The 20656-nt window shown below is 52.4% G+C and carries 22 protein-coding genes and 1 tRNA gene; 8 read left to right on the top strand and 15 right to left on the bottom strand.

Translation table 11 applies throughout. From position 1 onward, the window contains the following. Positions 1–20 precede the first annotated feature (20 nt). Complete coding sequence (tgt, locus tag ACXRVY_RS01655) at positions 21–1136, bottom strand: tRNA guanosine(34) transglycosylase Tgt (protein ID WP_177413271.1); 1116 nt, start codon at positions 1134–1136, stop codon at positions 21–23. A gap of 14 nt (positions 1137–1150) precedes the next feature. Beyond that, entirely contained in the window at positions 1151–2200 is a 1050-nt protein-coding gene (gene queA, locus ACXRVY_RS01650) for a tRNA preQ1(34) S-adenosylmethionine ribosyltransferase-isomerase QueA (protein WP_108216506.1), read from the bottom strand. Positions 2201–2308: 108 nt separating this feature from the next. Between queA and ACXRVY_RS01645 the strand changes: the two genes are divergently transcribed. The 4 genes from ACXRVY_RS01645 to ACXRVY_RS01630 all read left to right on the top strand — a co-directional run bounded on the left by ACXRVY_RS01645 (position 2309) and on the right by ACXRVY_RS01630 (position 4448). After that, positions 2309–2393: transfer RNA gene (locus ACXRVY_RS01645), tRNA-Leu, on the top strand. A 184-nt stretch (positions 2394–2577) separates the two neighbouring features. After that, positions 2578–2907, top strand: coding sequence for a hypothetical protein (locus tag ACXRVY_RS01640; protein WP_223460232.1), 330 nt, complete (start codon positions 2578–2580; stop codon positions 2905–2907). Positions 2908–3046: 139 nt separating this feature from the next. Then, on the top strand, positions 3047–3994 hold the full coding sequence (locus ACXRVY_RS01635; protein WP_223460229.1) for a hypothetical protein: 948 nt from the start codon (positions 3047–3049) through the stop codon (positions 3992–3994). After that, entirely contained in the window at positions 3978–4448 is a 471-nt protein-coding gene (locus ACXRVY_RS01630) for a hypothetical protein (RefSeq protein WP_223460226.1), read from the top strand. Before ACXRVY_RS01635 ends, ACXRVY_RS01630 begins: the two co-directional genes overlap by 17 nt. A gap of 428 nt (positions 4449–4876) precedes the next feature. On the opposite strand, the gene ACXRVY_RS01625 is transcribed toward ACXRVY_RS01630, so the two are convergent. Together ACXRVY_RS01625 and ACXRVY_RS01620 are read right to left on the bottom strand one after the other, a co-directional pair. Next, positions 4877–5968, bottom strand: coding sequence for a serine/threonine protein kinase (locus ACXRVY_RS01625; protein ID WP_458236977.1), 1092 nt, complete (start codon positions 5966–5968; stop codon positions 4877–4879). Beyond that, the gene (locus ACXRVY_RS01620; RefSeq protein ID WP_223460221.1) at positions 5965–6411 is read right to left on the bottom strand and encodes a DUF3010 family protein; all 447 of its coding nucleotides are present in this window, start codon (positions 6409–6411) and stop codon (positions 5965–5967) included. Before ACXRVY_RS01620 ends, ACXRVY_RS01625 begins: the two co-directional genes overlap by 4 nt. Before the next feature lie 549 nt (positions 6412–6960). On the opposite strand from ACXRVY_RS01620, the gene ACXRVY_RS01615 reads away from it, so the two are divergent. The 4 genes from ACXRVY_RS01615 (at position 6961) to ACXRVY_RS01600 (ending at position 9208) form a co-directional block, all read left to right on the top strand. Next, positions 6961–7272: a DUF3077 domain-containing protein gene (locus ACXRVY_RS01615; protein ID WP_223460219.1), complete on the top strand. Its 312-nt coding sequence runs from the start codon at positions 6961–6963 to the stop codon at positions 7270–7272. Positions 7273–7444: 172 nt separating this feature from the next. Then, the gene (locus tag ACXRVY_RS01610) at positions 7445–8581 is read left to right on the top strand and encodes an ImmA/IrrE family metallo-endopeptidase (RefSeq protein ID WP_223460217.1); all 1137 of its coding nucleotides are present in this window, start codon (positions 7445–7447) and stop codon (positions 8579–8581) included. Next, a complete protein-coding gene (locus ACXRVY_RS01605; RefSeq protein ID WP_223460214.1) occupies positions 8578–8682 on the top strand; it encodes a DUF4411 family protein in 105 nt (34 codons plus the stop codon). The genes ACXRVY_RS01610 and ACXRVY_RS01605 overlap by 4 nt, the downstream gene beginning before the upstream one ends. Positions 8683–8896: 214 nt before the next feature. Beyond that, positions 8897–9208, top strand: coding sequence for a DUF3077 domain-containing protein (locus ACXRVY_RS01600; RefSeq protein ID WP_223460212.1), 312 nt, complete (start codon positions 8897–8899; stop codon positions 9206–9208). 138 nt (positions 9209–9346) lie between these two features. Here the strand turns inward: ACXRVY_RS01600 and ACXRVY_RS01595 are convergent, their stop codons facing one another. From ACXRVY_RS01595 to ACXRVY_RS01545, 11 genes are read right to left on the bottom strand one after another with little or no spacing between them, the layout of a single operon-like run. After that, entirely contained in the window at positions 9347–10645 is a 1299-nt protein-coding gene (locus tag ACXRVY_RS01595) for an FAD-dependent oxidoreductase (protein WP_223460210.1), read from the bottom strand. Then, positions 10645–11217, bottom strand: coding sequence for a c-type cytochrome (locus ACXRVY_RS01590; RefSeq protein ID WP_458236976.1), 573 nt, complete (start codon positions 11215–11217; stop codon positions 10645–10647). The genes ACXRVY_RS01595 and ACXRVY_RS01590 overlap by 1 nt, the downstream gene beginning before the upstream one ends. 8 nt (positions 11218–11225) lie before the next feature. After that, positions 11226–11663 (bottom strand): hypothetical protein, encoded by a 438-nt coding sequence (locus tag ACXRVY_RS01585; protein WP_223460206.1) that lies wholly within the window; start codon positions 11661–11663, stop codon positions 11226–11228. 42 nt (positions 11664–11705) lie between these two features. Then, a complete protein-coding gene (locus tag ACXRVY_RS01580; protein WP_223460204.1) occupies positions 11706–12320 on the bottom strand; it encodes a hypothetical protein in 615 nt (204 codons plus the stop codon). A gap of 42 nt (positions 12321–12362) precedes the next feature. Continuing rightward, positions 12363–12923 carry a hypothetical protein gene (locus ACXRVY_RS01575; protein WP_223460202.1) on the bottom strand — a complete coding sequence of 187 codons (561 nt, stop codon included), beginning with the start codon at positions 12921–12923 and terminating at the stop codon, positions 12363–12365. Further along, the gene (locus ACXRVY_RS01570; RefSeq protein ID WP_223460200.1) at positions 12920–13735 is read right to left on the bottom strand and encodes an aldo-keto reductase family protein; all 816 of its coding nucleotides are present in this window, start codon (positions 13733–13735) and stop codon (positions 12920–12922) included. The genes ACXRVY_RS01575 and ACXRVY_RS01570 overlap by 4 nt, the downstream gene beginning before the upstream one ends. Further along, complete coding sequence (locus ACXRVY_RS01565; protein ID WP_458236975.1) at positions 13735–16554, bottom strand: hypothetical protein; 2820 nt, start codon at positions 16552–16554, stop codon at positions 13735–13737. Before ACXRVY_RS01565 ends, ACXRVY_RS01570 begins: the two co-directional genes overlap by 1 nt. Beyond that, entirely contained in the window at positions 16551–17348 is a 798-nt protein-coding gene (locus tag ACXRVY_RS01560) for a hypothetical protein (protein WP_223460196.1), read from the bottom strand. Before ACXRVY_RS01560 ends, ACXRVY_RS01565 begins: the two co-directional genes overlap by 4 nt. Beyond that, complete coding sequence (locus ACXRVY_RS01555; protein ID WP_223460194.1) at positions 17345–18736, bottom strand: MBL fold metallo-hydrolase; 1392 nt, start codon at positions 18734–18736, stop codon at positions 17345–17347. Before ACXRVY_RS01555 ends, ACXRVY_RS01560 begins: the two co-directional genes overlap by 4 nt. Further along, a complete protein-coding gene (locus ACXRVY_RS01550) occupies positions 18727–20295 on the bottom strand; it encodes an MBL fold metallo-hydrolase (protein ID WP_223460192.1) in 1569 nt (522 codons plus the stop codon). The genes ACXRVY_RS01555 and ACXRVY_RS01550 overlap by 10 nt, the downstream gene beginning before the upstream one ends. A gap of 6 nt (positions 20296–20301) precedes the next feature. After that, positions 20302–20568: a hypothetical protein gene (locus ACXRVY_RS01545; protein ID WP_223460190.1), complete on the bottom strand. Its 267-nt coding sequence runs from the start codon at positions 20566–20568 to the stop codon at positions 20302–20304. Between the last annotated feature and the right edge of the window lie 88 nt (positions 20569–20656).

The raw sequence follows: 20656 nt of genomic DNA, 5'->3' as shown, positions 1-20656 counted from the left end.
GAATCTTGGGGTCAGAAAACTCAGTCCAAAGGCGGCACGGGAAGCCCGCGTTTGGCGTAGAAGGCATCGACAAAGGCGGCCAATGTACCCTGTTGAATAGCCTCGCGCAAACCAGCCATAAGCACTTGATAATGGCGCAAGTTATGGATGGTATTGAGCATGCTTCCCAGCATTTCGCCGCACTTGTCCAGGTGATGCAGATAAGCGCGGGAGAAGTTCTGGCAGGTATAGCAATCGCAGGTCGGATCGAGCGGCGAATCATCATGGCGATGGAACGCGTTACGGATCTTCAGCACGCCGGTATCAATGAACAGATGCCCGTTGCGGGCATTACGGGTTGGCATCACGCAATCGAACATGTCCACACCGCGGCGCACACCCTCAACCAAGTCTTCCGGTTTGCCAACGCCCATAAGGTAACGAGGTTTGTCAGCCGGCATCATGCCCGGCAGGTAATCCAGCACCTTGATCATTTCATGCTTCGGCTCGCCCACCGACAGGCCGCCGATGGCCAGGCCGTCGAAGCCGATCTTGTCGAGGCCTTCCAGGGAGCGCATGCGCAGGTCCTGGTGCATGCCGCCCTGAACGATACCGAACAGCGCCGCCGTGTTGTCGCCATGGGCTTCTTTCGAACGCTTGGCCCAACGCAGGGACAATTCCATGGATACGCGGGCGACGTCTTCGTCAGCCGGGTACGGCGTGCATTCGTCGAAAATCATCACGATGTCGGAACCCAGGTCACGCTGGACCTGCATCGACTCTTCCGGGCCCATGAACACCTTGGCGCCGTCGACCGGGGAAGCGAAGGTCACGCCCTCCTCCTTGATCTTGCGCATGGCGCCCAGGCTGAACACCTGAAAACCGCCGGAGTCGGTCAGGATCGGGCCTTTCCATTGCATGAAATCGTGCAGGTCGCCGTGCTTCTTGATCACTTCCGTGCCCGGGCGCAGCCACAGGTGGAAAGTGTTGCCCAGAATGATTTCAGCGCCAGTCGCCTCGATATCCCGTGGCAGCATGCCCTTGACCGTGCCGTAGGTGCCCACCGGCATGAAAGCCGGGGTCTCGACGGTACCGCGCGGGAAGGTCAAACGACCGCGACGAGCCTTGCCGTCGGTGGCAAGGAGCTCAAAGGACATGCGACTGGTACGACTCATTCTGTTTCCTCAGGGCCACGTGGTGCGGGGTTACGGGTGATAAACATCGCATCACCGTAGCTGAAAAAGCGGTATCCGTTGTCGACGGCGGCTTTATAGGCGGCCATGGTCTCGGGATAACCGGCGAACGCCGAAACCAGCATCAACAGCGTGGATTCGGGCAAATGGAAGTTAGTGACCAGGGCATCAACCACATGAAACGGTCGGCCCGGGTAGATGAAAATGTCGGTGTCTCCACTGAACGGCTTGAGCACGCCATCGCGGGCGGCGCTTTCCAGGGAACGCACGCTGGTGGTCCCCACGGCCACCACCCGACCACCGCGAGCGCGACAGGCGGCAACGGCATCGACCACATCCTGGCCGACTTCCAGCCACTCGCTGTGCATGTGGTGGTCTTCGATCTTCTCCACGCGCACCGGCTGGAAAGTGCCAGCGCCGACGTGCAAGGTCACGAACGCGGTCTCGACGCCCTTGGCGGCAATCGCCTCCATCAACACCTGATCGAAATGCAGCCCCGCCGTCGGCGCCGCCACCGCGCCCAAACGCTCGGCGTAGACGGTCTGGTAACGCTCGCGGTCGGCGCCCTCATCCGGACGGTCTATATAAGGAGGCAACGGCATGTGCCCGACGCGGTCGAGCAGCGGCAACACCTCCTCGGCGAACTTAAGCTCGAACAACGCATCGTGCCGCGCCAGCATCTCGGCCTCGCCACCGCCGTCGATGAGGATCTTCGACCCTGGCTTGGGCGACTTGCTGGAACGCACATGGGCCAGCACGCGATGACTGTCGAGCACCCGCTCCACCAGGATTTCCAGCTTGCCGCCGGAAGCCTTCTGGCCAAACAGCCGCGCCGGAATCACCCGGGTATTGTTGAACACCATCAAATCGCCGGGGCGCAAATGCTCCAGCAAATCAGTGAATTGACGGTGTGCCAGGGCGCCGCTGACCCCATCCAGGGTCAACAGGCGACTATTGCGCCGCTCGGCCAGCGGATGGCGGGCGATCAGCGAATCAGGGAGCTCGAAGGTAAAGTCAGCAACGCGCATGATGGGGTGTCGTCTAGCAGGGCCGGGAAGTCTAGCGGAAATATCAAAAATTCTCCATGTACCTGATTGACCAGCGGTTATCTCATCTCTATACTTCGCCGCCATTGAGCCCTGATGGCGGAATTGGTAGACGCGGCGGATTCAAAATCCGTTTTCGAAAGGAGTGGGAGTTCGAGTCTCCCTCGGGGCACCAAAATTAAGAAAGGTCTTGCTTTGCAAGGCCTTTTTTTTCGCCCGCAAAAAAGCCCCCACTGACACCCCGCTAACGCTTTGCTGACAACGCGCCGACCTGTAGGAGCTGCCGAAGGCTGCGATCTTTTGATCTTGCTTCTCTTCTACCCTTCACCCCCGCGGAACATTTCACAAGGATTCCCCCCATGGAATTGCACCTGGAAACCGTCGCCCTCTTCTCCCTCAAGCTGGCTTATGAATCGGAAGGTTCAAGCCCGATTTTGCGTGACGATCTGGTCATGGGTGACTACCAGCGGGATGTGTTTGAGTTGCTGGTGCGGCGGGGGGATGTTGAGGCGATTCAGGTGAAGGTGGATGAGTGTGTGGGGTTGGCGTTGGAGGCTATTGGGGGTGTGGATAAGCCGTTGGGCCGCGAACTACAAAGGTTGGCGGGTGGGCTCAGGGATGCGTTGACGACGGACCAGTTCGATGCACCGCTTATCGCACTTAAGGATTATTTGAAAGAAATTCAGTGAGTGGCAGGTCCCTACTTGAGCCTGATACATCTAAGTTTCTGCTGGGATGTGTCAGTCGCACGCTCGACACCCCATGATGACGCCGTGATATCATCATGATTGAGCAAAAATACCGTAGACCAACATAACAGGGAATGTAATGAGCCGGAAATTCACCTTTAGTTTATTCAGAATAAACATAGTAGATGCAGAGGACATGTTCTCTGTAGGAGTTGATCAAAGACTACGCGGGGATGCAGATCTAATTAAAGTACTAAAACTTAGTACCTCAAGTGAGATGGATCAAACCCAAGAAACAAGAAGTGCTGTTTTTAAGTGGAGCCTTCGGGAGTACTTGGACCTAACTGAGCTAGGCGACGGCAGGGAACTAATTCATCTTGTTCTTGCACGAAGCCTTCTCGAAAAAGATGGCCTAATCGTCACTGATGACGGGATTTCTTCTGGCACATCATCCTCCTACCCACCACTCGCAAGCGCTGCTGTGGTTTTAGTAGACTTGAGCCGACATTTAGTAGCGGTAGAACACACAGGAGATTTGAGCCAAACAGCGTGGAAGGATTTCATTGAAAAAATACTTAATACCTCCTCGCTAAATATTGGAAAAATGTCTTACATCTCTCTCGAGCCAATTCCTGAGAAAAATGGAATAGTCGGTCTATTTTTATCTTTCGACAAAGTAACAAGGATGAGATTAACCTTACGAATCCCCAACCCAGAACTGAACAGATATACTCGCGACCTCTATGACGATCTTGTAAAGAGCAACCTTAGAGAAATAACACAAGACATGAAGAACCCTAATGGAATGTCGCAAGCTACTGATGCTCGACCATATGCCTCAGCAGTTTTAGCGGAGCAAGGATATAAAGTAGGAGATGTATATATTGCCGGTTTCAAGGGAGAAGATTACGAAGAAGCAAACTCCGGAACCGACGCGGTTCGCGGAAATATCAAAGCACTCAGAGACTTTATCAGAGGACTAAGCTCAAATCTAAAAACAAAAGAAGCTAAACAAGCGATAAAATCTGTATTTGCAGAAATTGACCGCATTCACCCAGAGATAGATAGCCATGAAAACAAAAGCTAAAATTGCCTGGGCGTATTTAAGTGAAATAATTTTATCCGCCATACTTACGACTCTCACCTGTGCGACCTATGGTTTTGCTGAAACTGCAAAGTTCGTATCCGTTATTGCCAGTGATGCGGCCGCATATATCTTCTCAATTCTCCTTGCTGGTGCCTTAGCGTTAATCTGGACAATTTTCTCAAAAACAGATTCAGCTTTTTACAACTGGCTTTCTTCACGAGGAGCCTTAAACACATTTCTACAAGCATTTGGATACGTAGTACTAGTTGAGCTATTAGCAGTAATTTTTTCAATTTTATCAAAGTTTATCGCAGACCATAATTTTTTGATTGCTTCTGCCTTTATAATGTTCATGGGAGCAATTAATGGACTCACAATGATTGGAAATATTTTCGACTTAATAAAGCTAAACATTCTATTTGAGCAAAAAAACAACAAACCACCACACGGATAACCGCCTTCATAACAAAGCAACAATAATCCTCACGAAATTCTACCCCCCGTCACATTTCCTCATCCCATTCTGGACTCATATAGTCATCACTATATTCGTCGTCATCGTCCTTAGCGATATCATTTGGACTTAATGGGGACGGATTTATTTGCCAACTTAATCCAATAATAAATTTTCCCTCATTTTTCTCGAGATCTTGAGTCAAGCCATAAATTTCATTTAGTCAAAAAAATTAGAAAAAAAGGATAATTTGAAAAACTTGATCAATGACTTCTGACTGACCATCACTACCCCCCTCACTTAACACAAGTGAAGAGCTTTTTTTCAAAAATAACCACAGATCATCGACAACTTAGACGCTCAGCAAATACACAAAATAAAGACTTTAACAAATACTTTAACTTCCCCAGTTGTTTATAGACCTTGTATCAACCTTGGCTAGCGTCAATAGCACGACACAACTCCTGATCACTCTTCCCAACGAAATTATTAGCACGCCTCCACCCCCCTCCTACTCGCTTCTCCACAATTGAACCTCCAGGGCTAGTTATTAATCTAAAACTTCGCCCACCAACATTGCACGTTGGGATAGCATCAACAACCTTCCAATCAGACACATTTCGACGAGTGTCATGTAGTTTCAAGCGAAACTCTGATGCTGTAGAAAACCTATTTTCTGGATTGGTATGGCATGCCTTTCTAATAATCCTTCTAAGGTTTTCAGGCACCCATGCAGGCAGTGAGGCATAATCTAGAATGCGACCTTTTGAAATTTTCGTTCTCAGACATTGATCAGCAAACATCGTCTGATCTCCAGGACAATGTAACCCTTCATAATGCTTTAACTCGGAATTAGTTAGCCACGCAATCTCCTCATATGGCAGAAATCCGCCCAAAGCCTGGTAAAGAAAAACACCAGTCTGATATACATCCCCAGTAAAGCCATATCGATTTGAATCAATTGATTCAGGAGGCCTATAGAGCATTGAATGCTTCGAACCAGGAACAACTGAATTACCCTCAGGAATTTTCTTTATTGATCCAAAATCCCCAATAACCGCTACACCTTCATCTTTTATGTAAATATTTTCAGGTTTCAGATCTCGATGTAGAAGCCTTTGCTGATGCAGATGAGTTAGACCATTCAGAAGTTGACAGGTAAGGTCCAACGCAGCTAAGCTCCCTACATTTCGCTTTAGGTACTCATCTGCGTCCCCAATTTCATAGTATGGGGTGACAAAATATGCGTAAGAGGTATCAGCGTAACCAGCATCATAAATTTCAATTACATTTGGCGATCGTATTTCAGATAGTGCCTGGRGTTCAACATGCAATGACTTATCACCTCCCCAGTAGTAAAACTTTACTGCGACACGAATACCACTCACCCTATTTCTACCAAAAAATAAATAACCATTCGCACCTTTATTGGACTCTCGCTCTAGCTCTATATTCTGAGCCAACCGAAGCAAACACTCCCTTATCGGTTTCGGGAGAGCGCTACCAATATAAAAACTCATCTTGATGCACACTGAGCTGTAAAATATGCAACCTCCTGATACTTGTTCATACTATCAGGCCGAAGCCAATTATTCTTTTTTTGGTCTTTTGCTATCGTTTTACTGTGAACCACTATCACATCCGCATCCGGGCACAACTGAAATATCGCCTCCATCTTAAAAGTAATTCCGCCCCCAGCAAACCTTCCTGAGTCCTGTCTTTGCTTTATTGCAAATAGCTCTATATGTTGATCACGTGCAAATGCATTAACAGCCTCATAAAAAAACCTAGCCGACCGTCTATCCAAGCTATCACCAAAAGTTATCTTCTTGGTATTACACTCCTGCCAGTTACCGTCATCGACAATCGCAAATATAGCATCACCCCCACTAAGCTCAACCCCACAAATTTTCATTCGCACTCCCTGTATATATTTACATTGCAGTAAACTATATTCTTTCAAACCTCGCTTCCATTCCAATCAAACTAAACGCAACAGCATTTAACCCTGACATTTTACGTACGGCACCAGCCTCCAAACTCGGTGTTTCGATTAAAACTAGCACATTATATGAATACTGCTAGAAACCTACGACTACGCGATACCTGATTGCACATACGCGCGGAACGCAATTTCGAGGTTGCGGGAAAAAGGTCTGCACGATACCCTCCCACCGTCGCTGCCAATTCAGCGACCGGGTGTGGAAACCCGCGTAATTCAAGGCGCAACAGCGCCCCCATCACGTCTGCCGGCGCTTTTTTAATGCCTGCGGCGTGAGTTATGGCGGCTGTGCGTGGGACGTCTTCGGGCGTGCCGGTTTCCTTGATTCCCGGTTTTCCACCCTGCGCACAGCTGTCACCCATTCGTGTGGTAACGAACGTGGCAGCTCCTCGTATCAAGGAGTTGGATAATACGCAGTATCAATCCGTTTGAAATTTGGCTTTCCCCTCTACGCCACTCCCAATCGCGTAACCCCCTCCCCCATTGCCTCTCCATCCTCGGAGGTGGCCAATGACCGAACAACCCGAACTCAAAACCATCGGCCTAACACCGGCCATCTACTGCGCGGATCAAGCGCTGTTCCATGTCACGCGTGATGTTCCCCTTGGGGATGCGTTGGCGATGGCTTCTGATTTTCTGTTTCTGGCCAAGGCGCTGAGCAAGGATGCGGCTTATGCCAGGGATACGGACTATCACGCCTGGGCTGCGCATTATTTGACGGCGATGGGGAAGGCGGTGGTGGATGATGTGGTGAAGGTGCTGACGCGGAATCGTACTTCTACAACGACACCTAAGCAGCCGACGGCGAAATCCGAAGGATAGCGCCTGAGGACCGATGAGCCCCGAGTTATTCGGGGCTTACAAATATGCTGCGCTCGGTGACCAAAAACACGTGACGGCCCCCCTCCCTTGTAGTCAGATACGGCTATCGTTTGAATTGGCTATGTAGAGGCATTTTTGCTGGAATGGTTATGACACCAAAACGGAATCACACATGGAAGCGCTGATTAATCCGGACGTTCTGCGATGGGCGCGTGAGCGAGCATCCCTGAGCACGAGCACCCTGGCCAAAAGTCTTGGTACGCAGGAAGACAACGTGCTGGCCTGGGAGCAAGGCAAGAAAAAGCCCTCCTTCAACCAAGCCATGAATTACGCCCGACAGACGTACATCCCGTTTGGGTACCTCTACTTGTCTCAGCCACCAGTGGAAAGCCTTCCGCTGCCGGATCTCAGAACAATCAATGGAAAACGTGACCACGGATACAGTCTCTCCCTCATGGATACCATCAGGTGGGCCATGGAAAGACAAGAATGGTATCGCGACTACCTGATCAGCCAAGGCGTCACTGAAAATAGAATTGTCGGAAGGTTTTCGGTAAGCGACAGCGTGGCAGTAATCGTTGCAGACATCCGAGCGACCTTAGGCATACCGAACAAACCAACCCGCGGAGATTTTGATGACTACTTCAAGGACCTGATAAGCAGAATTGAAACAGCGGGCATCCTTGTAATGCGTAACAGCATTGTCAACAACAATACGAGCAGGCCATTGTTTGTAGAGGAGTTCCGAGGTTTTGCAATCAGCGATAAATTAGCGCCGGTCATTTTTATCAATACAGCCGATTGCCCTGAGGCAAGACTGTTCACGTTAGCTCATGAACTGTCTCATATCTGGATAGGTCGTTCTGGCGTATCTGACGGTGACCCTGCAAATCATAGATCGGAAGAAATCTTGTGTAATGCGGTAGCGGCAGAGCTATTAACGCCCGAGCGCGAATTCCTCGCCTCTTGGGAGGCTGACATTGAATGGCAAGAAAACATTCCCTCCTTAACAAAATTCTTCCATGTTAGTGGCTGGGTGATAGCCAGGCGCGCCCTGACTTTCAATCTCATAACACCATCCGAATATGGTGCATTTATTGCCAGAAAGATCGCTGAGCACAAAGCTCGCAGCAAGAATGGCACGCCGGCATACAACAGACTGCAGACAGGGCGAGTCAGCAAAACGCTTGCTACAGCAGTGGCAAGTGAAGCATTAAGTGGAAGAATGCTTTATCGAGATGCAGCGCGTCTGATTGGCGTGAAGCCGCACAAGCTATCTGACTATTCTAAAAAGAAACTTGGATTTTGAGTTATTTGCTAGACGCGAATTCCTACATACAGGCGAAAAATACTCATTACCGGATGGGTTTTTATCCTGGTTTCTGGGATTGGTTAGACAACGCTTATTGAGAAGCTGGGGCAGTCAACTTCCATGCTCCAGAAACAAGAAGGCCCGAACGTAATGCCGGACTGAGCCAGCACCAGAGGATCGGGCGCGATTGACATCAATGCTGCCGCAGCCAAATGACCAAGTCAATGTGTACGAAATTTGGCTTTTCCTTTCACACAAGTCCCAATCGCGTAACCCCCTCCCCCATTGCCTCTCCATCCTCGGAGGTGGCCAATGACCGAACAACCTGAACTCAAAACCATCGGCCTGACACCGGCCATCTACTGCGCGGATCAAGCGCTGTTCCATGTCACTCGCGGCGTTCCTCTCGGCGATGCATTATCCATGGCCTCCGATTTCCTGTTCCTGGCCAAAACCCTCACTGAAGATGCCGCCTATGCCAGAGACACTGACCGCCACGCCTGGGCTGCGCATTATCTGACCTCGCTGAGTAAGGCATTGGTGGATGATGCGGTGAAGGTGCTGACGCGGGACCGGACGGTTGTGACGACACAGAAACGGGCCGAGGCGAAGGCTGTGGATTAGTCGCTGTAAGACTGTGAAGTTAGCCCCGAGTCAATCGGGGCTTTCAATGCGCAGTCGGGTGAGCGCGATCATGGGGCGGTTCAAGGTGTGTTGATATGCAGTTTAGTGGCGAGGGAGATGATTCCCCAACAGCTATCACTACCCGAACGCCTCTTTCACCATGCTCTCGAACATGCTGTAGGCTGACCGCGCTTCACGAGAGTGATCTTCCCGAACAGCCTCCAGTGGTGTAATCCGCAAAGTCTCTACTTCAATAATGTTAGTGACGGCGTCATGCCGATAGTCCAGAAACACCGAAATGCCGTAGTCATCTCCACAAAGGCTATAGCAGACATTCATGTAATAGGGTTTCAGCAACGGTAATCCACGTCGCATATGGTGGATTGCCAATGCGCAGACACGTGCCTGACAAGTAGCCGCAAATGCCGACTTCGGCAGTTTCTCGGCATAGGCCGCGTCGCCAATGACATGCACGCCCGGCACCTGTAGCGACTCAAGAGTTTGCGTATTGACTGGACACCAGCCGTGATCCGCCGCCAGACCGTTGCGATGGGCAAAATTATCCGCGCGCTGAGCGGGAATGATGTTTATTACATCACCAGCAACAGGACCTGAGTCGGTCAACAGACGACGTCCCTCCCTGTCCAGCGCCCGCACGGTTCCTCCTTCCCTGGCGCCGATCCAGCGTATAACGCTGTCCTCGCTGCCGTAATCGTAAAGTTGCGTCCACGCCTGTTCGAACTGAGCCTGTTTGGCAAAACGTGGCTTGGCGTCAAGCACGATCACTTGCGACTTCGGCTTGTGGTTTTGCAGGTATTGCGCAATCAGACTGGCCCTTTCGTAGGGCCCTGGCGGGCATCGATAATCATCCTGAGGTGCGGCGATCAATACCGTGGCACCGTCGCGCATTTCCATTAGCTGGCGGTTTAGCAGGCGCAATTGTTCGCCACCACCCCAGGCATGGGGAAACAGTTGCTCATCTGCGGGTTCGTATCCGGCAATCGTGTGATGCCGGAAACCGATGCCCGTTGCCACCACGCAGCGGTCATAACCGAAAATGTGACCCGTACGGGTGTAGACCTGCTGCGTTTGAGGGTTGATCGAAATCGCGTGGTCGTAAACTACTTCTATCCCGCTCTCGACTAGTCTTTGGTAATTGAACTTCAACGATTGTTCGCTGCGTTTTCCGACCAGGAATTCAGCCCCCAAGGGGCAGCTATGGTACTGCGGGTTGGGCTCAACCAGGACGATACGAACTTCGGGGTCAAGCCGCTTCAGTGTGCGGGCAAAGGTCGCACCGGCAAAACCGCCACCGATGACTACAACCGTAAAGTCTCCTCGCCGGGTCGCTCCTGCGCTCATCGCCATCGTATAAAAGGTCGAGAGACCAATCCCCGTCGCCAACCACTTGAGTAGCCGTCTTCTTTCCTGATCCATCAGTGGTCAAGCTCCAGAGTCCAGTTTTCCAGATAGGCCAGAACACTTTGCAGTTCTGTGTCGCTCAATGCCGACACCGCTGCGGTCATGTCTGCTGACATCGTTCGCMTTCCCTTTTGCAAGTCGTCCATGACGGCGCGGGTGTATTCGATATTCTGGCCTCGTAACCGAGGCGAGGAATCAGCCTTGTCGTCATGGCACCCGGCACATTGACGTTTGTAGATAGACTCGCCGGGCGCTGCGTGGACATCGACAGTCGAACGCGCCTTCACGTTGATAGAGCTGAATCTGCTGGCCAGCAACCGCGCATGTTTCTCGTCCACCCGCTCCATTACCCGGTTCATGATGGTGCCCTTGAGGGAGCCGTCGCGGTATTGGGTGAGTGTTTGCAACAGATAGGCATGCGGCTGACCTGCGATCGACGGAATGATCCCGCCCTCCCTCAGCCCGGACGTACCGTGACAATTGATACAGCCGTTGCTGACCATCAGGCTGTCAACGGCTGGCTGCGCCAGTACCTGTCCCCAGAACTGAGTCAGCCAAATCATCACGACAGCGATCATTCTGAACATGGCGAGGCCTAATCTGTCAGCACATTGCTCAGGTACACCTTGCTGCTGGCGAGATACTCTTTGGGAATGTCATAACCACCATAGGCTTTGACATGCCCGTCGATATACCCTGCCAGCGCCTCACGGGACGCAAAAATCTTCTTCGCCCGCTCATAAGCCGCCATGTCCTGATAGATCATCAAATGAATCAGGGGCTCACCCGGCTCCGTCGGCACCAGGTTGATGACTTTCACGCCAGCCTTGGCACTACGGCCGTAGGTTTTCATATAGGTCGCCTGGGATTGGACGAACTGTTCCAGAAACTCTTTTTCCTTGCCTTGTGGTGGCTCGAAAACAATGGTCATCGCCTTACTTGTAACAACAGGCACCTCGACTGAAGTTGCTTGCGCATGACCGAAATGGGTGTAAAAGAACAACAAGCCCAACACTGCAGTAATATTATTCATATTCAATACCTGTCTAAATGGATTGATTGGATGAGCTTTTAATTACTTGTGCAATATGACCGATATCATTCGCCCACCCGATTCGCGGGTCGGATCGTCAGTCTCTCTGACCGCAACTTCAACAGGACTTACTTCTACCCGTCGATAATGTTCATAAATGACCTTCTGATAGAGTTCATCAAGCCATGGGTGAATGCAAAATAACGCCAGGCGTCCACCTTCAAGCAAAAGTGACTGTGCTGCAAACACAATGAATTGCAGGTTTTCTTCAATGACTGATTCGATGTCGTCATTGAAGGGATCGAAGAAAATCGCTGAAAAACGTTTATCCATTCCGTGCAGTTGCTGCCAGTAGCCGGGAATCAACTGCACACCGCTACGCCCTGTTTGCCACGCGTCGGCCCGATCCAGTATCTGCGGATGAGGTTCGACAATTGTGTGGCCGGCCGGCCGCGCTTGCTGAATCATGGTGGCGGAAATGCCCATGCCGAAACCGATTTCCAGCACTTCATCCCGGTCACTCAATGCCATACCATCGACCAGATGCTGGATCAGAGGGCGTTCCCACTCATGCATCACATAGGCGTCACCGATACGCAATGAATCGGTCGAGTAAAAAGCTCGGGCTTCAAGATAGTCTTTTCTGAGCGGTTCCATGAAATCTCCATTTCCTCGTGAACATCCATTTACCAATGGTCATCAAGTGACCAGTCTAAGTTCAGGCCTGGTGTAAAACGCGTCGGCCGCGCGGATATTGGATTGCAGTAACACCCACTGAAATCCTACGCCGAAACAAATGCGGCCAAATATGGCAAGCGCGTGTTCATCCAGATACAGTGAAAATGATTTGAGCAGAGCAACACCTTGCCCACTCAAACAGGCCACCACCAGTTCAAGCATCAACTGGTCGAAGTAAAGCACCATGGTTCGATTTTTTCCGGACTCGAGCATTGCCTGTAACCGGGCGGCGAATTTGTGATAAATCACGGCGAGAGAATCGCTGTTATCCAAGCCGGCGTGCTCATCCAGTAACCAATCCGCCTTGCGCGCTCCAAAGATCAACTCCGGGTCGTAATACTCTTCTGGCCATTCATATGTTTCCAACCCGCATTCAGCGGCCAAAACCAGATCCTGCTGATAACAGCGAGAGCAGCCCGAGACAAACAAGGCATCAGCATGCGCCGCCGCTATCGCTTGAAAGCTCTCAAGACTGGCGGGCATTCGCAGTTGCGAGGCGCGACGCATCAAAATCAGGGTCATCGATACCTCCCGCTGGACGCTTCGAATTTGATCAATTCGGCAATATGTTCCGCACTGCCAGCTCCGACGATGCAAGCCCTGACCCCCACATGGTTCAACGCATAATCCAGCGCCGGCGCCAGTGGAATGATGCCGCCAGCCAGACAGTGCAACGCGTACAGCGGCCAGCGATGTTTGATCGTTTGAAGATGAGCGAGGGTTGCAACGTCATCCATTTGCAGGAGGTTGACAGATGTCAGGACGCCATCGAACCTTAGATGCTCCAGCAGCCACAGGCATTGATCGGTCAGATTGAACGTCAACATCAACCATTGCGTGCCTGACACTGCTCGAGTGATGAGTCCTCGGACAATTTGCTCAATCAACGAGGTATGGCCTTGCGCCAGCAAAATATCGAGCCAGTCACCACCGACGCTGACCAGACGAGGCGCAAAGCGATTGATGATTTCGATGTCCGCGTCGATCTGCTCAAGATCCGGCAGGAATTCGTATTGCGACGATCTATAGTAATGGGTCGGGTTCTGTTGGACTTCACTGACGCTGAGCAGCCTCGCCGACGATTTGTCGATGACTTTAATCAGAAACCGGGAATGGTAGAGATGTCGAAACGTGACGTCCTTCAATGCTTGGCTGAAAGCCTGCGCCGTTACCCAATCGCCACTGCAAAGACCAAGCCCCGAACGCTGCGATACCGTCCTCGCCCAGCTCTCCACTTCTTTATTGGAGTACGGGCTGCCGTAACGCTGAAGGAAGCCGCGATCCCCCAAATAAATGTCGGGGTGTTGCGTGTCAAAGCTATTCGGGGAAGGCATCAGCGGACAATCTCCAGCAAGTCGATGGTGGGATCAAGGTCAAGCCTGTGGTCTATCAGCACCAATGTATTCGTGGAGGATTGGCCATAATTTTGCAGTCGCGTGGCTGCATCGACTGCAGCTGAAACCGTCAGTGACAGAAACACTTCATCCAGCAACACCAGTTGGCTGCCGTCGGCCGGAAGGGCTTCCAGCCATTCCATCAAAGCCCCAACCACATCGTTAGTCTTGAAGATCAGCTCCATGACCGTCGGATTGAAGTACCAGGTCTGTAATGAGTGGTCTGGGATCAAAGAGTCTTGCGCCACACTCTGGACTTCGATCACCCCGGCAATGCCTTTCAGATAATCGCTCTTGCCCGTTCCCGAAGCGCCCCGGAGCAGTTGCAGGCCACTTCTTTGCATTGTCAGTGGGAGGTAACCCCGTCGGGCGCTGAAACCGCTGATATGAATAGTCTTGCCATTGATCCGAACAGGAACCTTGAGTTTGTTCGAACTGAAACTCAGCAATCGATCAACCGAAATGGACTGCGATTTGAACCCAGTAATGGCAAGAAAGACATTGGACAAGTCTGAGCGCACCAACAACAACGCAGTGACAGCCAGAACAAAACCGGCGCCGGACGCCTGATGAAATGCGCCAAGCATGACGATCAAGACAATGGCCATATCGCTGAGCAAGGTACAGCTGGCGGCACAAATGGTGCGCGCAATCACACTGATCATGCATGCCTCATAGAAATGGGCCAGGCCTTGCAGAACGACAGTTTGGCGAGTCTGAGCCAGCCACCCGCCAAGCTTTTCGAGCCCGCTGATGCCTGCACCGGAAAGAGAATGACTGCCCTGCGTCGACCTGATCAGGGCATCGAATCCGGCGACGGTTGCTAATCTCGAGCGGTACAACTCGTTCATTGACAGTCGATAGAGGCAAACCAGTGCGCCAGTAAAAACGCCAGCCAGCATCAACCCCGACAGACCAAAACCGAACCACAGAGCACCGATGCTGCACGTCAGCAACGCACCGACCCACGCCATGTCGTGGGCGTACCAGGCGATACGTTCAAATGCGGTAGTGACATCACGCGACACAACCTGCAGGTGGTTGGTTCTGCCTCCAGCGCGCGTATCCCGCAGTCCTTCCCTGAGTGCCTGCGCCATACGCGCGCGCAGTGACGACTCGATATAAAGGCCGGCACAGATACCTGTTGCGATGCCCGCAATGACATAGGCCAGTATCCAGCCTGCGCCTGGATCGTACTCCGGCAAGGTGAGGTTGCCTGCGTAGCTCATCATCACGGCGGGAACCAACAAAGCGATCACGCCCCAGACGGACCACTTCAGAAGTTGCACGAGGCCGAAATATCCGCTCGATGCAGTCGACTGATTTTTGGGTTTGGGGGCATCCATTGCGCCTCCCTGGTACTCGTCGCTGCGCCGACTATCGAGCGCCTTTGATGCCGTGGTGCAAAAACGTATATCTGCGAAGGCAGACAACGTATCTCTGACAGCTAGTGCCGCGGCGCTGTCCAGTGATGAAAGATCGTTATCGATCAATAAGCACCGACCTTGCAGACGGGCAAGAAAAACGCCCCGAATTAGTTGCAAGCGCAAGCGCTGGCCACTGGAAAGATTGCTGGCGTCGAGATCGATGTATTTGTCTGCGACCTCGCGGGGCGTCTTGCCCAATTCCGGCACGAGCCTGAAATGCGTCATGAGCGCATGGACTTGCGTGGTGTCTTCGGGCAGAACACCAGGAATCAGACCCAGGAGTGTGGAAGGCCAGACTGGCCAGTTCTCATCGAAAAGGATCTCATATCGAGAGTCAGCGACACCGGACCGGGCGGGTGACTCTGAGCAGCAGTCAACGAACAGTGTATCCAGTTCGTCAAGGGATCGACCGACCGTTTTATAGCTTAGGTAAGCTCTTGGCATGCCGAGCATCGCCGACAACAACGGGATGGCCAGCCAGAAAACAGCGCCTTCCCAGGACAACAGATAAGCCGTTGCACCGATACTCGCCAACAGGATAAAAGGCACAAGACGCCCGAAGCCAACGATGTAACTGTCTGCACCGCGCAACAACGTATCTCGATTGCGCAGGCACAGCTCTTCATTCAGGGTGCTGCCAATGCGCTGCTGCTCGCTTTGGTCGGCGAACTGTTTGAGCAACGGCCCATGTTGCAGCCACTGCGAGCACTGTTCCGTTCGCTTGGTCACCTTATCCATGATCTTGTTGTAGTTACGATCAGCAAGCCTGGAGAGTCCGTAGGAGACCGGAATGAACACAGCAATCATTCCGACTACGGCGAGTCCCACAGGGCCGTACATTGCCACCACGCCCAACGTGGCCAACAGCAAAAACGAAGGGATCGCAAACAGATTCAGCGAAGCACCCACTCCGTCCATCACCACGGTGAGGTCACGCGAAGCCAKCCTTTCCAGCACTGGCAGCGCTACGCTGGGTCTCACATGCATCGAAAGCAAATGACCGAAAATGTTACAGAACCGCAAGTTGAAGTATCGTTCGGCATTGATTTGCCCTACTACCACCAGAAATGAACAGCCCCCCAACATCAGCAAGATGACACCATCGCCCACCGCGAAGCTGTCAATACCTTGCCCGCCTACCAGACTCGACAATTTATAGATGAACAGCAGCGCAATGATGTACTGCGAGACGAGCAGCAGCAGGTAAGTCACCGTCGCGAGTGGCGAAAGCCTGAAGGCGACGCGCAGAATGCCGCCACGCAAACGGCAGACAGATGTACTGTCTGTTTGTGTAAACTTGATCGGCGGGGTGAAGCAGTACATCCACTTCATTGGATGGCTCTTTCGACATAGTCGCGATGAGGCGAGAGCGCTTGGACGGCCTGGTAGCAACGGTGAATTTTGCGAAAGTCGTATTCATCAATCGAACAGCCGCGATAGTGACAGTAACGCTGAACGATCCAGGCCAAATCCGGAGCGCACTTCATGTGCGGCAAGATGAAATTTGCCGCCGACATGACGTCGAACCAGACCGTACGCTGCAGCGACCAGGTTTCCAGATCGATGATCCGTACCCCCTCCAAACTGATTATGATGTGTTCCGGCTTTACGTCTCCGACACTCACCGGGTGTCGTTCAAGACCGGAACCGGCCTTTGCGCAACAGCATGAGTCAGGCTCGAACGCTTCCGAAGCCCTAGCCACGGTCAGATTTGAAACAGCGGCCTGATGCATCAAGGCGTAGGCCTGAATAATTCGATCCAGATCCCGGCGTGTCGCTTGCGCGGAACGTCCCGGAACGTGACTGAGCACAACTGCATGCAGCGTCGCATCGTGATGCAGAATTCGAGCAATTGGCCCGCCGCGGAACACCAGGTAGCCTTCGACTTCAGCCTGATAAAGCCGTTTCTCGAGATAGCGCTTGATCACAACCTGCTGTGCGGAGCCAGCGATGCGGCCCTTCCAGACTATCGATTTGCTCGACCCAGCGATTTGTTCAAGGGGCTGAAAAAGCCTCATTCCCGTCAGACTATCCAGCCACGTCTGAGTCTCTTGGGTGAGCTGATGTGCGCAAGCATCCGCCATCGGCTCGAGCGTTACGTTCCGAAAAACGCCTGCGCCACTCATACGCCGTTGACCAGAGAAAATTGATAACTGCGCCGAGCACGTTCCTCATCCACCTGCTCGCTGTAAAACTCAAGCCAAAATGCCAACGGGCTGTCATAGCGATCACAGACGTACCATTGGGATGCTGAGATGTTGATCAGTTCCCACACTTGCAACTCGCCCATGATCAACCGACTGAAATCCGCAAGGTCAACCCGAATGCCAAAGGGATACTGCTTGATCGCCGAGGCGCCCAGGCTTTCGACGCGGACAAACTCGACTCTGGAAACATCCAGGACAAAATCGATGCTTTGCGAGCCCTCTACCACTATTTGAATTACCAGCCTGCGGGCGCCCAATGGACGCCCGAGATAATGTGTCTGCGCCATGAGCACTTGGCCATAGGCCGTAATCGTCCATGTCCTGGCCATCGCGTCGAGATGAACCTTGAGTTCTTGCAGGCTGACTACTTCCCCTGCATTACGGGGGGGACTTTCTTGTTGCTCAGGTGGGTCATCCGTCAGGCTAATCCAGTGTGCGTTGTCACCCGGAAGCGCGGTGTTCACGTCGAAACTGTCGCCTGGCGCCAGCGCATACACCTTTCTGAGAAGCGACATCTGGCTCGCGATCTGCGCCAACTGACGGTTGCTCCACAAATGGTGGATTTTCTGCTTGGGATCGATGTAACCGTTACCGGCAATCAGCAACGTGACAGGCGCCTCAATTCTTCTCGAGGGCCGCGTCACGATCTCGTCCAATAACCTCAGCCCTGATATTCGGCCGTATTTCGGGTCCGCGACCGGCAACAGGTTGTCCAGCCCGATAGAACAACCATCAGCACTGGCCTGAAAGTTGTTGGTGACCACCATCACATTGGGCGGCGCAATGGTTCCGGCGTTGGCCTCGACATAGAAGCTGTCCGCTATTCGCGTGTCAGACTGAATGAACAGCGCCCGATCCCCGCTATCGCGAAGGTAGATTGATGCCACGCGATTGTCCCAGAACAATACATCCGTGCGCGGCATGTAAAAACGACAACGCAGCTCTCCGACTTCGAAATCCTGCTGGGTTTCAATGCAGAAAACGTGAAAACCACACTCTTGGAGCATTTCTCGCGCGACTAGGGGAAACAGTTCAGGCACATACACTCGGGTGCTGTTGAGTTTGTGCCGGTATACATTGTGCAAATGCGCTAGGGTCGCGGGGTGGAAGTGCTGCAGGTGCTCGGTCGTGAAGATGATCGCCTCCACTGCCGGCATCTGCGCGATCGACACCGTCCGTGAGGGGATTATCCGAAAACTGCAATGCGGGTCAGAGCCAAAGCCTTCCCCCAGTACCGGATCAATAAGCACATGTGTGCTGCCGGCGGTTACCGACCAGCTCTGATGGCCGATATTAATCAATTGCATGCCTTGACCTCCAGAGAGCCCATGGCACGGGTGATGATTTTGCCCAGCAATTGCGGGCTGCCGTTTTCACCGTAATAGCTGTAGAAAAATGGAATCAGCCCGTCAAAAATCCCGTGTTCGAACCAGGATTTGATCGAGACGCCCACAACGTCCCAGATCTGCGTATCACCCTCGGCCACGCCCATGAAGTCCACCAGCGGCATGCAGACACCGTAGGGATATTGCGCCATAAGTGCGTCGAGATTGGTCATTGGCTCGGCTTCGAATCTGCCACTGCACATGTCCAATGCATAACTGTGGCGCAGACCAAGCGCCTGCGATAAGAAACTGAAAACTATCCGGCGCTGGCCAAGCTTCTTGCCGCGGTAATGCGACATCTGCAAAGCCTTGCGACCGGTGATAAACAACATCAGGCTTTTCGCCAACCGATCGAGCTCGTCCTGACAACGGCGCAGTGTTTCGAAGTACTGCGCGGGTGAGTCGAAATCGGGTAACACCGAGGTGGCGACCTCGATGCAGCGCTTGCTGTCGATAAAGGTTTCCAGCTCCTCGATCAACAACTTGTGTTGAAGGTGATTGACCTTGATCCAGTCAATTGATTGGCTGACCGGGTCCGGCGCATCGAGCTCGATGTTTTCGCCGGGCAGAAGACCAATGACGTTGACGTCCAGGCTGAGCTGATTGGCCACCTGGCTGAGCATCGGCTGTTCGGAAAAGGGAAACGCGGCAAAACCGTCGAAACGCTTTATGAATCCGCCTCCGCACATGGCGATGTGTTCGGGTTGCGCAGGAAAGTCCTCCAGATAGGTAGTCAGCACCGAATTCAGTACACCAAGCCCTAGCGGGCCGGTCTTTCGATTGCTGTTCGGAGCATTTTTCGCCCAGTTTTCCAGCGATTGAAAAGCCCCCGGTGGCGACACCCGCGAATTGTTGGAAACAATGATCAGCTTCGGCGGCGCCACTTTTTCTTCGACGATATCGTTCTTGAACAGCTCCGACACCAGCGCATCCACCGCGATGAACACACCAGTCACAGGCCCCGCGGCCTCTTGCAGGTGAATCTGCGTGACCCGACTTTCCCAGAACGCAGTCTTCGGATCCGCCGGATAGAACTTCAGGCTCAAGTCCTTGACCACCAACGGTTCGGTGCTGTCGATTTCCGTCAGGCGGAAACCCAGGTCACGAATGCACTGCTTGACCGGTTCCACGATCGTCGCCCCCACCACAAACTGCGCGCTGCGCGGCAACAAATTAAGGGACTGAATATCAAAATGGTCGGAATGCTCGTGGCTCAGAAAAATCAGGTCAACATCCGCGAGGGCGCGATGATCTACGGATCTGGGAGGATAGATGTCGATGCGATACTGATCGACCAGACCAAAATCCTCACACAGCAGAGGGTCGATGAGGATTTTCGTAGCACCGTGCTCAATCAGCCACGTTTGATGGCCAATAAAAGTTGCCCGCATACATCGTTCCTCTCTTAGAGACGATATGACCTTGTGAATAAAAGCGTAATTCTGGAAAAGCAGGAAAATCCCTTCCCGCTTTTCGTTCAATGTCACTCAGCGGTGATAGGCACAGCTTTGTGCTTTGGTTTCCGAGACTTTTACTCGGGACTTTTTGATGGTTTCACGTAGCGCCTGAAGTTCTTCCTTGGTGAAGATTTCCTGGGCTTGTGGGGAGGACTGCGCAGTGGTGGTTTTAGTCATGACAGTTTCCTTGTCGATGTTGCGATGAATGATGGCCAGCGAACGCATCCCGGTTCGCTGTTTCGAATAAATAGCGCCGATCTCTTTCATTGTGCAAATTAGAAATGCGAGGAAACGCACTACAGCGTCCTACACCGCGGGCCGTAGGACCACGCTAACTCATTGATATTTCGGAAAACTTAATTAATCACTGACTGCTGTTTTGAGT

It is taken from the genome of Pseudomonas sp. P5_A2_2 (assembly GCF_054177685.1).
Note: the sequence above shows the minus strand (reverse complement) of the source record. Positions and strands in the feature narration are given on the sequence as shown.